Annotated in this window: 14 protein-coding genes; 9 read left to right on the top strand and 5 right to left on the bottom strand. The window is 73.0% G+C overall.

Translation table 11 applies throughout. From position 1 onward, the window contains the following. Positions 1 to 6: 6 nt before the first annotated feature. Positions 7 to 585 carry a DUF4291 family protein gene (locus tag ACIQVD_RS21220; protein WP_402291124.1) on the bottom strand — a complete coding sequence of 193 codons (579 nt, stop codon included), beginning with the start codon at positions 583 to 585 and terminating at the stop codon, positions 7 to 9. Between the two features lie 110 nt (positions 586 to 695). On the opposite strand from ACIQVD_RS21220, the gene ACIQVD_RS21225 reads away from it, so the two are divergent. Further along, complete coding sequence (locus ACIQVD_RS21225) at positions 696 to 1,682, top strand: N-acetylglucosamine kinase (protein ID WP_402291125.1); 987 nt, start codon at positions 696 to 698, stop codon at positions 1,680 to 1,682. A 44-nt stretch (positions 1,683 to 1,726) separates the two neighbouring features. Here the strand turns inward: ACIQVD_RS21225 and ACIQVD_RS21230 are convergent, their stop codons facing one another. Then, the gene (locus ACIQVD_RS21230; RefSeq protein WP_402291127.1) at positions 1,727 to 2,221 is read right to left on the bottom strand and encodes an ATP-binding protein; all 495 of its coding nucleotides are present in this window, start codon (positions 2,219 to 2,221) and stop codon (positions 1,727 to 1,729) included. 167 nt (positions 2,222 to 2,388) lie between these two features. On the opposite strand from ACIQVD_RS21230, the gene ACIQVD_RS21235 reads away from it, so the two are divergent. Next, positions 2,389 to 3,147: a GntR family transcriptional regulator gene (locus tag ACIQVD_RS21235; RefSeq protein ID WP_402291129.1), complete on the top strand. Its 759-nt coding sequence runs from the start codon at positions 2,389 to 2,391 to the stop codon at positions 3,145 to 3,147. 262 nt (positions 3,148 to 3,409) lie between these two features. Here ACIQVD_RS21235 and ACIQVD_RS21240 read toward each other — a convergent pair whose 3' ends face one another. Further along, complete coding sequence (locus ACIQVD_RS21240; RefSeq protein ID WP_282206015.1) at positions 3,410 to 4,006, bottom strand: hypothetical protein; 597 nt, start codon at positions 4,004 to 4,006, stop codon at positions 3,410 to 3,412. Between the two features lie 258 nt (positions 4,007 to 4,264). Between ACIQVD_RS21240 and hemL the strand changes: the two genes are divergently transcribed. The 7 genes from hemL (at position 4,265) to ACIQVD_RS21275 (ending at position 11,227) form a co-directional block, all read left to right on the top strand. Further along, positions 4,265 to 5,605, top strand: coding sequence for a glutamate-1-semialdehyde 2,1-aminomutase (hemL, locus tag ACIQVD_RS21245; RefSeq protein ID WP_400687424.1), 1,341 nt, complete (start codon positions 4,265 to 4,267; stop codon positions 5,603 to 5,605). A 32-nt stretch (positions 5,606 to 5,637) separates the two neighbouring features. After that, the gene (locus ACIQVD_RS21250; protein WP_400687599.1) at positions 5,638 to 6,288 is read left to right on the top strand and encodes a histidine phosphatase family protein; all 651 of its coding nucleotides are present in this window, start codon (positions 5,638 to 5,640) and stop codon (positions 6,286 to 6,288) included. Between the two features lie 184 nt (positions 6,289 to 6,472). Continuing rightward, positions 6,473 to 7,066 (top strand): TlpA family protein disulfide reductase, encoded by a 594-nt coding sequence (locus tag ACIQVD_RS21255; RefSeq protein ID WP_400687422.1) that lies wholly within the window; start codon positions 6,473 to 6,475, stop codon positions 7,064 to 7,066. Further along, positions 7,063 to 7,848: a cytochrome c biogenesis CcdA family protein gene (locus ACIQVD_RS21260; protein WP_402291132.1), complete on the top strand. Its 786-nt coding sequence runs from the start codon at positions 7,063 to 7,065 to the stop codon at positions 7,846 to 7,848. The genes ACIQVD_RS21255 and ACIQVD_RS21260 overlap by 4 nt, the downstream gene beginning before the upstream one ends. Positions 7,849 to 7,850: 2 nt before the next feature. Continuing rightward, positions 7,851 to 9,641, top strand: a complete 1,791-nt coding sequence (locus tag ACIQVD_RS21265) for a cytochrome c biogenesis protein ResB (protein ID WP_402291134.1) — start codon at positions 7,851 to 7,853, stop codon at positions 9,639 to 9,641. 3 nt (positions 9,642 to 9,644) lie between these two features. Then, positions 9,645 to 10,766 (top strand): c-type cytochrome biogenesis protein CcsB, encoded by a 1,122-nt coding sequence (gene ccsB / locus ACIQVD_RS21270; RefSeq protein WP_400687416.1) that lies wholly within the window; start codon positions 9,645 to 9,647, stop codon positions 10,764 to 10,766. Between the two features lie 56 nt (positions 10,767 to 10,822). After that, the gene (locus ACIQVD_RS21275; protein WP_111555989.1) at positions 10,823 to 11,227 is read left to right on the top strand and encodes a hypothetical protein; all 405 of its coding nucleotides are present in this window, start codon (positions 10,823 to 10,825) and stop codon (positions 11,225 to 11,227) included. 67 nt (positions 11,228 to 11,294) lie between these two features. Here the strand turns inward: ACIQVD_RS21275 and ACIQVD_RS21280 are convergent, their stop codons facing one another. Further along, positions 11,295 to 11,495 (bottom strand): acyl-CoA carboxylase epsilon subunit, encoded by a 201-nt coding sequence (locus ACIQVD_RS21280; RefSeq protein ID WP_100837743.1) that lies wholly within the window; start codon positions 11,493 to 11,495, stop codon positions 11,295 to 11,297. A gap of 57 nt (positions 11,496 to 11,552) precedes the next feature. Continuing rightward, positions 11,553 to 13,145, bottom strand: coding sequence for an acyl-CoA carboxylase subunit beta (locus tag ACIQVD_RS21285; RefSeq protein WP_400687413.1), 1,593 nt, complete (start codon positions 13,143 to 13,145; stop codon positions 11,553 to 11,555). Positions 13,146 to 13,322: the final 177 nt, after the last annotated feature.

The raw sequence follows: 13,322 nt of genomic DNA on the forward strand, positions 1-13,322 counted from the left end.
AGCCCCTCAGGGCATGCCCAGCCGGACGGCCGTACCCGGAGCCACCGGGTACGGCCGCTCCGGCGGCAGCAGCCCCGCGTCCCGCGTCGCGTGCAACTCCCGGACCAGCGGCGTCAGGTCCTCGATCCGCACCAGCCACTCCCCGACGTACCGCCGCACCAGCTCCCCGCCCAGCCCGAGCTGGAGCGAGCGGTGGTCCAGCGGCCGCAGGTGCAGGTCCCGCTCCGGGTCCCACTGCACCCGGGCCGCGCCGCGCCGCAGCTCCCGCTGCCACTGCGCCTTCGAGGCGTGCACCCCGCGCCGGTACGAGCTCAGCACCGCCGCCGCCAGCGCGGCGTCGAACCCCTCCCGGCGGATCACCACCCCCAGCACCCGCTCCTGGCCCCCGGCGCGGGCCCAGTCGCTGCGGTGCAGCAGCCAGCGGAACGACGGCTTCACCCACGTCGTCCGCCCGGTGTCGAACGCCGCCGGGAACCGCCCCGCCGCGGCGGCGGGCTCCGCGATCTCCGGCCGGAACGCCTGGTGGACCGTCACCGTCTCCTCGTCGTAGCGGGCCCTGACCTGCCTCTTCGGTGTCTCTCCCACCCCTTCGTCCTGGCCGCCGGGTCAACCGGATTACCCGCCCCCGGGGGCCGGGAACGCGGCCGGGCCGCAGGTGGGAGCATGTGAGCCGTCGATCTGCCTGGAGGTGCGCGGTGGCCGGTGCGCGGCTGGTGTTGGGGTTGGACGTCGGGGGCACCAGTACCCGGGTGCTGGTCGCCGACCTGGACGGGCGGGTGCTGGGTGCCGCCCGCGGGGCCGGGGGGAACCCGGTCGCGCACGGGCCGGAGGTCGCGGCGAAGGAGATCGGGGACACCGTGCGGGCCGCGCTGGCCGGGCTGGACCCGGGGCGGGTGGCGGCGGGGGTGATCGGGCTGGCGGGCGGACTGGTGGCGCGGCCCGCGTTCGGCGGGCTGTGGGACGCGCTCGGGCTGGGCGCGCACCCCGTGCTGGTCAGCGACGTCCTGCTGGCGCACGCCGCGGGCACCTCCGCGCCGGACGGGAACGTGGTGCTCAGCGGGACGGGCGGGATGGCCGCCGAGGTCCGCGGCCACGAGCTGACCCGCACCGCGGACGGGCACGGCTGGTTGCTGGGCGACCGGGGCTCGGGCGTCTGGCTCGGCCGCGAGGCCGTCTCCGCCACCCTGACCGCCATCGACCGGGACGAGCCGCTCACCGGCCTGGCCGCGGCGGTCGCCGGGGCGCTGACCGGCCCGGTCGGCCCGGTCGGCCCGGAAGGCCGGGAGGGCCTGGGCGGCTCGGGCGACGACCTCCGTTCGGCGCTGATCACCGCCGTCCACGGGCAGGCCCCGACCCGGCTGGCCCGGCTCGCCCCCGTCGTCCTGGAGCGGGCCGGGGCGGGCGACCCGACGGCCCTCACCCTGGTCGCCCGGGCCGCCGACCACCTGCTCGACACGCTCGGCCTGCTCCGCGCCCGCGGTTGCGCCCTCCCGATCGTGCTGGCCGGCGGGCTGCTCAGCACCCCGACGCCGCTGGCCGCCCGGCTCCGCCCGCTGCTCGCCGCCCGCTGGCCGGACGCCCCGCTCCGCCCCGCCGGGAACGGCGCGGGCGCGGCGGCCTGGCTGGCGGCGCGGTCACTGGGCCGCGGCACCGAGGAGCTGCACCGCGCGCTGACGGCCTGACGCCCCGTGCACCGGGTGCACCGGGCTCGCCGGGCCCGCCGGGTTCACTGGCAGGTCATCGCCCAGGGCGCGATCTTGCCGGACGGCGCCGGGCGCGGCGCGCCGTCGGCGGTGCCCCCGGCCGGGCGGGAGGCCGCGCCCGGGAGGGCGATCTCGGCCCAGACCCACTTGCCGCCGCGCTTGCGCACCACCCCGTGCGCGAGGGCGAGTTCGGCGATCAGCAGCAGGCCGCGCCCGGACTCCTCGTCGTCGGCGGGGCGGCCGGGGGCGAGGCCGGGGAGGACGGGGGAGGAGTCGTAGACCTCGATGACGGCGCGGTGGTGCAGCGGGTCGGCGTGCACGCCGACGGTGACGGCGGGGCCGGTGGCGTGGCGGACGGCGTTGCCGAGGAGTTCGGAGGTGACGAGGTCGAGGGTGAAGCGGGTGTCCTCGTCGAGCGGGGTGTTCCAGGTGGTGAGGAGGTCGCGGACCCGGCGGCGTCCGGCGGCGACGGTGGCGGGCTCGCGGGGCAGTGAGAACCATCGACGGTGGACGGACATGGCGGGCTCCTCACGCGGTTTCGCCCGATGGGCGGAGACTCGGCAGCCGATATGAGGGTATGTCAGATCCCAACATCTCTAGACAAGCTGAAATCTCTAGAGATGTCAATGCGTCAGGGTCCCGGCCCTGCGTAGGATGTCTAGAGAGGGGAAGGAAGTCCGCCGCCATGAACAGTCACCCGCGCGTCACGCAGCCCAAGTACCAGCGGATCGCCGAGGACCTCAAGCGCGAGATCGACACCGGCCGCTACCGCCCCGGCGACCGGCTCCCCGGCGAGAACGACCTGATGGCGACGTACGGCGTGGCCAGGATGACGGCCCGTCAGGCGCTCGGGGTGCTCCAGGGCGAGGGGATAGCGGAGGCCCGCCGCGGTGTCGGCGTCTTCGTCCGGGAGTTCCGGCCGATAAGGCGGCGCGGCATCCAGCGGCTGTCCGGCCGCACCTGGGGCGGCGGCGCCTCGGTCTGGTCGGCCGACATAGCGGCCCGCGAACTGACGGTGGACCAGCTGAGCGTCACCGAGCGGAAGGCGCCCGAGCAGATCGCCGCCGTGCTCGGCCTCAAGGGCGGCGAACCGGCCTGCGTGCGCAGCCGCCGCTTCGTCCTGGACGGCAAGCCGGTGCTGGTCTCCGACTCCTACCTCCCCGCCGCCCTGGTCGCCGGCACCCGGATCACCGACCCGGACACCGGCCCCGGCGGCACCTACGCCCGGCTCGCCGAACTCGGCCACAAGCCGGTGCACTTCCAGGAGCAGATCCGCTCCCGGATGCCCGCCGGCGACGAGGCCGAACGCCTGGCCCTGGCCCCCGGCACCCCCGTCTTCCTGGTGCACCGGATCGCCTTCGCCGAGGACGGCCAGGCGGTGGAGGTCAACGAGATGGTGCTCGACTCGGCCTCCTACATCCTGGAGTACGACTTCGACGCCTGAACGACCCGCCCGCCACCGCCGGTGGAAAACCCGAACAGTTGTCCACAGGTCTGTGGAAAACCACCGCGCCCGTCCACCGTTCCGGAGCGGCGCCCGGCAGCACCGGTCGAACGGTGGCGGCCCGGGGGTGCGGCGTCGGGAAGGCCCGACTGCGGCTGACCGCAACGGAGTTCAGCGCCCTGGAGCGCCCGGACCGGCGGCCCGGGCCCGCTGCGTCATCGAGACGGTGCGCGGCGTCGGCTACCGGCCGGTGCCCTGAGGGTCAGGGCCAGACCAGGCAGTAGAGCTGGTGGCCGGCCTCGTGCAGGCGGCTGGCGAAGTCCTGCCACTCGTGGAGCATCTGGTAGATGACGAAGGCGTCCCGCGGGCCGCGGCGGTCGGGGACGGTGGACCAGATGAAGGCGGCGGCGCCGAGCTCGGTCTCGTCGGCCTTGCGGAGCGGTTCCACGACGGTGTGCGGGAGTTGGACCACCGCGTAGTCGGGGTGCAGGACGACCAGTTCGAGCGGTGGGACGTGGTGCAGCGGCACGCCCTGGATGCCGGTGAGGACCATCGCGCTCATGGTCTCGGGCTTGATCTTGGTGGAGAGGTGGCCGTTGACGGAGCCGCTGGTCTCCATCAGGTCGCCGAGCCGGCCGAGGGCGCCGAGCTCCCCGGCGTCGAGCCCGAGGCCGCCGGGGCCGAGGGCGGTGGGAACCCTGGCGGCGGTCGCACGGTCCGGAGCGCCGAAGTACTTGTAGGTGACCCCCACTCTGCCCTCGCCCCTCCTTCCCCTGCCGGTACCCGTACCCCCGCCGGTCTCGCCGGGCCTGCGGCCGTGGCCCGCGCCCTCGTCGAAACCGTCCTGCCTCTCGGACACTGGACCATCCTCACCGGAACTCGCCGGAATCGACAGACCCCCGCATGCTCGGTGTCCCTCCGAACATGCCCCTTACCCGTCTGTTTGGCGTGCTACACGAGCGCGCGTCACTCGACCTTACCTTCGGCACAGCCGGTGAGGGGAGCAGCACACGGATCATCGTTCCAGATGATCGGGCCCGACATGCAGAACGCCAGGACACGATTTGAGACCATGTGCGGGTAAGGGCGGTTCCCGGCCGCTCCCAGCACCCAACGGATGAGCGAGCAGATGAGCTACCCGTACGAAGCCCCCCAGTCCCAGTCGCTGTTCGACCGCGCCCTGGCCGTCACCCCCGGCGGGGTCAACTCGCCGGTGCGGGCCTTCCGCGCGGTCGGCGGCACGCCCCGCTTCATGGTGTCCGGCACCGGCCCGTACCTGACCGACGCCGACGGCCGCGAGTACGTGGACCTGGTCTGCTCCTGGGGCCCGATGCTGCTCGGCCATGCCCACCCGGCGGTGGTCGAGGCGGTCCGGCGGGCGGTGGCCCTCGGCACCTCGTTCGGGACGCCCGGGCAGGGCGAGGTGGAGCTGGCGGAGGAGATCGTCTCCCGGATCGCCCCGGTCGAGCAGGTCCGGCTGGTCTCCAGCGGCACCGAGGCGACCATGTCGGCGATCCGGCTGGCCCGCGGCTTCACTGGCCGCGCCAAGGTGGTCAAGTTCGCCGGCTGCTACCACGGCCACGTGGACGCCCTGCTGGCCGCGGCCGGCTCCGGCGTCGCCACCTTCGGCCTGCCCGACACCCCCGGCGTGACCGGCGCCCAGGCCGGCGACACCATCGTGCTGCCGTACAACGACCTGGACGCGGTGCGCGCCGCGTTCGCCGCCCATCCCGGCGAGATCGCCTGCGTGATCACCGAGGCCTCGCCCGGCAACATGGGCGTCGTCCCGCCGCTGCCCGGCTTCAACCACGGCCTGGCCGAGCTCTGCCGGGCCGACGGCGCGCTGTTCGTCTCCGACGAGGTGATGACCGGCTTCCGGGTCTCCAAGGCCGGCTGGTACGGGCTGGAGGCCGCCCGGGAGGGCTGGGCGCCGGACCTGCTGACCTTCGGCAAGGTGATGGGCGGCGGCTTCCCCGCCGCGGCCTTCGGCGGTCGCGCCGACGTGATGGCGCACCTCGCCCCGGCCGGCCCGGTCTACCAGGCGGGCACGCTCTCCGGGAACCCGGTCGCCACCGCCGCGGGCCTGACCCAGCTGCGGCACTGCACCGACGAGGTGTACGCGAAGGTCGACGCGGTCGCCGCCGAGGTCTCCGGCCTGGTCACCGCGGCGCTCGCCAAGGAGGGCGTGGCGCACCGGCTGCAGACCGCGGGCAACATGTTCTCGGTCTTCTTCACCGAGCAGCAGGTCACGAACTACGACGAGGCGCGCGCCCAGCAGGCGTTCCGCTTCAACCCGTTCTTCCACTCGATGCTGAGCCAGGGCGTCTACCTGCCGCCGTCGGCCTTCGAGTCCTGGTTCGTCTCGGCCGCGCACGACGAGCGCGCGGTCGAGCGGATCGCCGCCGCCCTGCCCGCGGCCGCCCGCGCCGCCGCCGAGGCCACCGAGGAGCCCAAGTGACTGACAAGAAGGACATCACCGTCGTCCACGTGATGCGGCACGGCGAGGTGCACAACCCGGAGGGCGTGCTCTACGGCCGCCTGCCCGACTACCACCTCTCCGACCTGGGCCGGGAGATGGCCGAGCGGGTCGCCGAGCACCTGAAGGACCGGGACGTCACGTACGTGGTGGCCTCGCCGCTGGAGCGGGCGCAGGAGACCGCCGAGCCGATCGCCAAGGCGCACGGCCTCCAGGTGGCGGCCGACCCGCGGCTGATCGAGGCGGAGAACGTCTTCGAGGGCAAGACCTTCGGCGTCGGCGACGGCTCGCTGCGCAACCCCGGGTACTGGAAGTACCTGACCAACCCGTTCCAGCCGTCCTGGGGCGAGCCGTACATCGACCAGGCGGTCCGGATGATGGGCGCCCTCGCGGCGGCCCGGGACGCCGCGCGCGGGCACGAGGCGGTGTGCGTCAGCCACCAGCTGCCGATCTGGATCCTGCGCTCGTTCGCGGAGCGCCGCCGGCTGTGGCACGACCCGCGCCGCCGGCAGTGCTCGCTGGCCTCGCTGACCAGCTTCACCTACGAGGGCGACCGGATCGTCTCGATCGGCTACCGCGAGCCGGCCCGGGACCTGCTGCCGGCCCACCTGGTGGGCAAGGGCAAGAAGGGCGACAAGCCGGTCGGGAAGAGCTTCGGCGCGTAGCCCGCACCGGCCCGCGGCCGGCGCGGGCGGCGCCCGCGCCGCTCCCCGCGGGGTAAGCGGCGGCGGCCGGTGATATGCCCGAATTAAGACGATCATAAGCGGAGAACGCGCAGGTCACGAGGGGTCCGGCCGACAAGGCCGGACCCCCCTAAAACGGGCCGAAGAGCCATGCGAAACTTTTCACATGTCACGGACGTCCAGCCGCCGCCTCCGCCTCACCGCCGCCCTCGGCGCGGCCACCGCCCTGGCCCTCGCCGGGTGCTCCAGCTCCGGCAGCAGCGGCGGCGGGGTCGGCTTCGTCACCGGCAAGGGCGGCGTCGCCACCGCCGCCCCCGCCAAGCGGGTCGCCGCGCCCGACGTCACCGGCACCTCGCTGGACGGCGGCGGCGCCCTCAAGCTCTCCGACTACCGCGGCAAGGTGGTCGTCCTCAACATCTGGGGCTCCTGGTGCAGCCCCTGCCGGGCCGAGGCCAAGGGCCTCCAGGAGACCAGCGAGAAGTACGGCGACCAGGTCCAGTTCCTCGGCATCAACACCCGGGACACCGACCCCGCCAACGCCGTCGCGTTCGAGAAGAACTTCGGGGTGACCTACCCGAGCATCTACGACCCGGACGGCGCCGAGATCCTCAAGTTCCCCAAGGGCAGCCTCAACCCGCAGTCCATCCCGACCACCATCGTGGTCGACCGGGACGGGCGGCTGGCCGCCCGGGCGATGCGCGCGATGTCCGCCGAGGACCTGCAGAAGATGGTCGACCCGGTGCTGGCGGAGTCGAAGTGAGCGCCCTGCTGGCGGCTGCGGACGCCGGGTACAACGAGACGGTCGGCAGCGGCGCGCTGGTGCTCGCGCTGCCGATCGCGCTGGCCGCCGGGCTGGTCTCGTTCTTCTCGCCGTGCGTGCTGCCGCTGGTGCCCGGCTACCTCAGCTACGTCACCGGCTTCTCCGCCGCCGACCTCTCCGACGCCCGGGGCGCCCGGCGCGGCCGGATGCTGGGGGGCTCGCTGCTGTTCGTGCTCGGCTTCGCCGCGGTGTTCGTCTCCGGCGGCGCGCTGTTCGGCTCCTTCGGCCAGTCCCTGCAGGAGCACCGGCGGGTCATCTCGATCGTGATGGGCGCGCTCACCGTGCTGATGGGCCTGGCCTTCATGGGCCTGCTGCCCGGCTTCACGGTGCGCGAACTGCGCTCGCACCGCCGCCCGGCGATCGGCCTGGCCGGCGCCCCGCTGCTCGGCGTGGTGTTCGGCCTCGGCTGGACGCCGTGCATCGGCCCGACCATGGGCGCCATCCAGGCGCTGGCCCTCAGCCAGGCCGACGCCGACGCCGGGCGCGGCGCACTGCTGATGGCCGTCTACTGCCTCGGCCTCGGCGTACCGTTCGTCCTGGCCGCCCTGGCGTTCCGCAAGGCGCTGGGCGCCTTCGGGTGGGTCAAGCAGCACTACCAGTGGGTGATGCGGATCGGCGGCGGCATGCTCGTCGCCGTCGGCCTGGCCCTGGTGACGGGGGTGTGGGACGCGCTGGTCAACCAGCTCCAGTACCTCACCCAGGACTTCTCGATCGGAATCTGACCGTGAGCGACACCAAGACCAGCCCCCAGCCGGCCGACGCCGCGCAGGACCCCGACGTCGAACGGCTCAGCACCGCGCCCGAGGAGAACGACACCGCCCCGGTCGGCATGGGCGTGCTCGGCTGGCTGCGCTGGTTCTGGCGCCAGCTGACCTCGATGCGGGTCGCCCTGCTGCTGCTGTTCCTGCTCTCGCTGGCGGCCATCCCCGGCTCGCTGGTGCCGCAGAACACCAACGCGTTCAAGGTCGCGGAGTGGAAGAACACCCACAAGGGCGTGGCGCCGCTCTTCGAGAAGCTCCAACTGTTCGACGTGTACAGCTCGGTGTGGTTCTCGGCGATCTACATCCTGCTGTTCGTCTCGCTGGCCGGCTGCATCCTGCCGCGCACCTGGCAGTTCGTCGGCGTGCTGCGCGCCCAGCCGCCCGCCGCCCCGCGCAACCTGACCCGGATGCCGGTCTACGCGGCCTGGCACACCGACGCCGCCCCGGCGGCGGTCAACGCCGCCGCGCACCGGCTGCTGCGCAAGCGCGGCTTCCGGGCCGCCGCCGGCCCCGGCTCGGTGGCCGCCGAGAAGGGCTACCTGCGCGAGGTCGGCAACCTGCTGTTCCACTTCGCGCTGTTCGCCCTGCTGGCCGGTTTCGCCTGGGCCAGCCTGTTCAGCGGCTCCGGCACCAAGATCGTGCTGGAGGGCCAGGGCTACTCCAACACCACCACCCAGCTCGACGACTTCACCGGCTCGGCGTTCTACGGCGTCGACGACCTGGACGCCTTCGGCTTCAAACTGGACGGCTTCACCGCCGACTACCAGACCCAGGGCCCGGCGGCCGGCACCGCCAAGGAGTTCGTCGCCAACGTCCGCTACTGGGACGGCACCGACTCCGGCAAGCAGAAGAACGCCCGGATCGAGGTCAACCACCCGCTGGAGGTGGGCGGTTCCAAGGTCTTCCTGACCGCGCACGGCTTCGCCCCGGTGGTCACCGTCCGGAACGCGAAGAACGAGGTCGTCTACCGCGGCCCGACGCCGTTCCTGCCCCGGGACTCCAACGTCACCTCGCCCGGCGTGATCAAGGTCAACGACTACGGCACCGACGCCCGGGGCGACAAGACCCAGCTCGCCTTCAAGGGCTTCTTCCTGCCCACCGCGGCGGCCGACTTCACCGGCACCGGCCCGATCTCGGTCTTCCCGGCCGCCGCCGACCCCCGCCTGGTGCTCAACGTCTACGCCGGCGACCTGCGCACCGACAGCGGCCTGCCGCAGAACGTGTACGAGCTCGACGACAAGGCGATGACCCAGCTCCAGGTCAACGGCGCGCCCGCCACCGCGATCCTCAAGGTCGGCGAGGGCTGGGAGCTGCCCGACGGCTACGGCACCCTGACCTTCGACGGCTACCAGCAGTGGGCCAACTTCACCGTCTCGCACCGCCCCGGCAACACGCTCGCGCTGCTCGGCGCGGTCGGCGCGGTCCTCGGCCTGATCGGCTCGCTGTTCATCCAGCGCCGCCGGATCTGGGTCCGGGCCACCGCCGGCGCCGACGGCCGCACCCTGGTCGAGGTCGCCGGGCTGGGCCGCAGCGAGTCCGCCCGCACCGCGGAGGAGCTCGCCGAACTCGCCGTCGACCTCCAGGAGGACGCCCCGGCGACCGACGAGCCGACCCGGCCGGCCGAACCGGACGGCTCCGACCGCCCGGACGGCTCCGACCGCCCCGACCGTTCCGACCGCCCCGAAGACCACGCACCCGCCGCAGCCGACTCCCCGGCCGCTGCCGTTCCCACCGCCCCGGAAACCAAGGAGTAGACGGTGCTGCTCGCGCAGGTCGACACCCAGTTGGCCAACCTCTCCAACTACCTCATCTACTCGGCGATGACGGTCTACACCCTGGCCATGTTCGCCCAGATCTTCGAGTGGACGTTCGGCGCCAAGGGCGGCGTCGCCGTCCGCTCCGCGCAGCAGAGCACCCTCGCCGAGACGGTCGCCGAGGCCGCGGACGCGGCCAAGGGCGTGCGCAAGGTCACCGTCACGGTCGCGGCCCAGGGCGGGGGCACCACCACCCTCACCCGCACCGCCCTCGCCGACGCCGGCGCCACCACGGTCACCAGCGGCCGCGGCGACGACGTCCCCGCCGACGGCACCGGCCCGGCCGGCACCAGCGAGAAGGCCGACCTGGCCGGCCGGATCGCGGTCTCGCTGACCGTCCTCGGCCTGCTCCTGCACGCCGGCAGCGTGATCACCCGCGGCCTGTCCGTGATGCGCTGGCCGTGGGGCAACATGTACGAGTTCTCGTGCGCCTTCGCCCTGATGATGGTCGGCGCGTACGTCATCCTGCTCGTCGCCGGGAAGAACGTCCGCTGGCTCGGCCTGCCGGTGACCGTCGTCGCGCTGCTGATCCTGGGCATCGCGGTCAGCGTGCTCTACACCGACTCCGAGCAGCTCGTCCCCGCCCTGCACTCCTACTGGCTCGGCATCCACGTCTCCACCGCGACGATCTGCGGCGGCGCGTTCTTCGCCGCGTTCGTCGCCACCGCCACCTACCTGCTCAAGGACCGCTACGAGCACCGGGTCGCGGCCGGCCTCACCGTCCGCGCCGCCAGCCTGATGGAGCGGCTGCCCGCCTCCGGCACCCTGGACAAGCTCTCCTACCGGATCAACGCGGTGATCTTCCCGCTCTGGACGTTCACCATCATCGCGGGCGCGATCTGGGCCGAGGCCGCCTGGGGCAAGTACTGGGAGTGGGACCCGAAGGAGACCTGGTCGTTCATCACCTGGGTCGCCTACGCCGCCTACCTGCACGCCCGGGCCACCGCCGGCTGGCGCGGGCGCAAGGCCGCCTACCTGGCCCTGCTCGCCTTCGCCTGCTGGCTGTTCAACTTCTACGGCGTCAACATCTTCATCACCGGCAAGCACTCCTACGCCGGCGTCTGACGCCCGTCCGCCCCACCCCCAACCACGCACCACAAAGCCGCGAGGAGGGCCGCACCATGGAGTGCGACGAGGTCATCATGACCGTCCGAATCACCGCAGCGGAACGCACGCTGCTGCGACGGCTCGCCCAGGGCCATCACAGCGACGTCTCCGAAGTCGTCGCCGACGGGCTGCTGGACGTCCTGCCCACGCTGCACTGCGCGGCGGACGCCTACCGGCTGCTCGCCGCCATCACCACCCCGGCGCCCTGCGCGCTCACCGTCTGGCTCCCCACCGAGCTGGCCGACCTGCTCACCATCGCCACCGCCCGGATCGCCCAGTCCACCGGCGTCCGGCTCGGCTCCTCCTGCATCATGCTGGGGGCCGCCGTCCGGCTCTGGCTCGCCCAGGACCCGCAGCGGCTGGCGGCCAACCTGACCACCATGCACGCCGGCCGCCCGCCCGCGCTGGCGGCCGCGTAGCGACGACGAGGGGCCCGGAGGACCGGGCGGGTGCGTCCCGCCGGTCCTCCGGGCCCCTCGTCGTGCCTCACGCGGCCTGCTGCCAGCTGACCGGGGAGAAGTAGGCCGGGCGGCGCTCGACGCGCGACCAGGTGGCGATCGGCTCGACGGCCGGGGCGGCGGCGGTGGCGGCGGCCACCGCGGCCCGGGCGGCCAGGACCGCGGTCAGCGCGGCCAGTTCCTCGGCGTTCAGCGAGCCGCGGACGATGCGGACGAGAGGTTCGCTCATGGTTCCTGTTCTCCCCCAAGCTTGATTCTGAAAGGTTTCGGCGCGCTTGACCGCCCGTTACATCGGCGGGTTGCCGTGCTTGCGGCTGGGCAGGTCGGCGTGCTTGGTGCGGAGCATGGCGAGCGAGGAGGCGAGCACGGCGCGGGTCTCGGCCGGGTCGATGACGTCGTCGACGAGGCCGCGCTCGGCCGCGTAGTACGGGTGCATCAGTTCGCTCTTGTATTCCTTGATCTTCTGCGCGCGCATCGCCTCCGGGTCCTCGGCCCCGTTGATGTCGCGGCGGAAGATGACGTTGGCGGCGCCCTCGGCGCCCATCACGGCGATCTCGTTGGTGGGCCAGGCGAAGGAGAGGTCGGCGCCGATGGAGCGGGAGTCCATCACGATGTACGCGCCGCCGTACGCCTTGCGCAGGATCAGCTGGATCCGCGGGACGGTGGCGTTGCAGTACGCGTACAGCAGCTTGGCGCCGTGCCGGATGATGCCGTCGTGCTCCTGGTCGACGCCGGGCAGGAAGCCGGGCACGTCGAGCATGGTGACCAGCGGGACGTTGAACGCGTCGCACATCTGGACGAAGCGCGCGGACTTCTCGGAGGCGTTGATGTCCAGGACGCCGGCCAGCGACTGCGGCTGGTTGGCGATGATGCCGACCACGTGGCCGTCGACGCGGGCCAGCGCGCAGATCACGTTGGTGGCCCAGCGCTCGTGGACCTCCAGGTACTCGCCGTGGTCGACGATCTCCTCGATGACCTTGCGCATGTCGTACGGGCGGTTGCCGTCGGCGGGGACGAGGTCGAGCAGCGAGTCGTTGCGGCGCTCGACCGGGTCGTCGTTGGCGACCGACGGCGGCATCTCGCGGTTGTTCTGCGGCAGCAGCGACAGGAGGTAGCGGACCTCCTCGATGCAGGACTGCTCGTCGTCGTAGACGAAGTGCGAGACGCCGGAGACCGAGGAGTGGACGTCGGCGCCGCCCAGGCCGTTCTGGGTGATCTTCTCGCCGGTGACGGCCTGGACCACGTCCGGGCCGGTGATGAACATCTGCGAGGTCTCGCGGACCATGAACACGAAGTCGGTCAGCGCCGGGCTGTAGGCCGCGCCGCCGGCGCACGGGCCGAGCATCACGGAGATCTGCGGGATCACGCCGGAGGCGCGGGTGTTGCGCTGGAAGATGCCGCCGTAGCCGGCCAGCGCGGTGACGCCCTCCTGGATGCGGGCGCCGGCGCCGTCGTTGAGCGAGACCAGCGGGGCGCCGGCCGCGATGGCCATGTCCATGATCTTGTGGATCTTCTGCGCGTGGGCCTCGCCGAGCGCGCCGCCGAAGATCCGGAAGTCGTGGGCGTAGGTGAAGACGGTGCGGCCGTGGACGGTGCCCCAGCCGACGATCACGCCGTCGGTGTGCGGCTTGCGGGCCTCCAGGCCGAAGCCCTGGGCGCGGTGCCGGCGCAGCGGCTCCACCTCGTGGAAGGAGCCCTCGTCCAGCAGCAGCTCGATCCGCTCGCGGGCGGTCAGCTTGCCCTTGGCGTGCTGGGCCTCGGTGGCCTTCTCGCTCGGGCCGCGGCGGACCTGCTCGCGCAGCTCGTGCAGTTCGGCGACCCGACTACGGGCATCGGCCGTGGCCTCGCCGCCGACCGGCGCATCGTGCAGGACCGTCATTTCGAACCACTCCAAGCTCGCGTGGGGCAGCGAACACCTCTACTGCTACGACAGTACGAGTCAGTGCGCCCGGCTTTCGGCGTCGAATCCGTACAAGGTCGGGAGCCGATCGCTGTACAGGCCCGACAGAAGGGGGCGCACGGGCCTCCCGCCGGACCGTCCGGGACGGGTACCGGG

This window comes from Kitasatospora sp. NPDC090308 (assembly GCF_044769485.1).
Taxonomy (GTDB): Bacteria; Actinomycetota; Actinomycetes; order Streptomycetales; family Streptomycetaceae; genus Kitasatospora; species Kitasatospora fiedleri.

What these genes read in the sequence shown, in the direction of transcription:
- hemL (WP_400687424.1), top strand. Translation starts at nt 4,265, where the DNA reads ATGAGCGAGCAGATGAGCTACCCGTACGAAGCCCCCCAGTCCCAGTCG.
- ACIQVD_RS21230 (WP_402291127.1), bottom strand. Translation starts at nt 2,221, where the DNA reads ATGTCCGTCCACCGTCGATGGTTCTCACTGCCCCGCGAGCCCGCCACC.
- ACIQVD_RS21280 (WP_100837743.1), bottom strand. Translation starts at nt 11,495, where the DNA reads ATGAGCGAACCTCTCGTCCGCATCGTCCGCGGCTCGCTGAACGCCGAG.
- ACIQVD_RS21235 (WP_402291129.1), top strand. Translation starts at nt 2,389, where the DNA reads ATGAACAGTCACCCGCGCGTCACGCAGCCCAAGTACCAGCGGATCGCC.
- ACIQVD_RS21255 (WP_400687422.1), top strand. Translation starts at nt 6,473, where the DNA reads ATGTCACGGACGTCCAGCCGCCGCCTCCGCCTCACCGCCGCCCTCGGC.
- ACIQVD_RS21285 (WP_400687413.1), bottom strand. Translation starts at nt 13,145, where the DNA reads ATGACGGTCCTGCACGATGCGCCGGTCGGCGGCGAGGCCACGGCCGAT.
- ACIQVD_RS21275 (WP_111555989.1), top strand. Translation starts at nt 10,823, where the DNA reads ATGGAGTGCGACGAGGTCATCATGACCGTCCGAATCACCGCAGCGGAA.
- ACIQVD_RS21250 (WP_400687599.1), top strand. Translation starts at nt 5,638, where the DNA reads ATGCGGCACGGCGAGGTGCACAACCCGGAGGGCGTGCTCTACGGCCGC.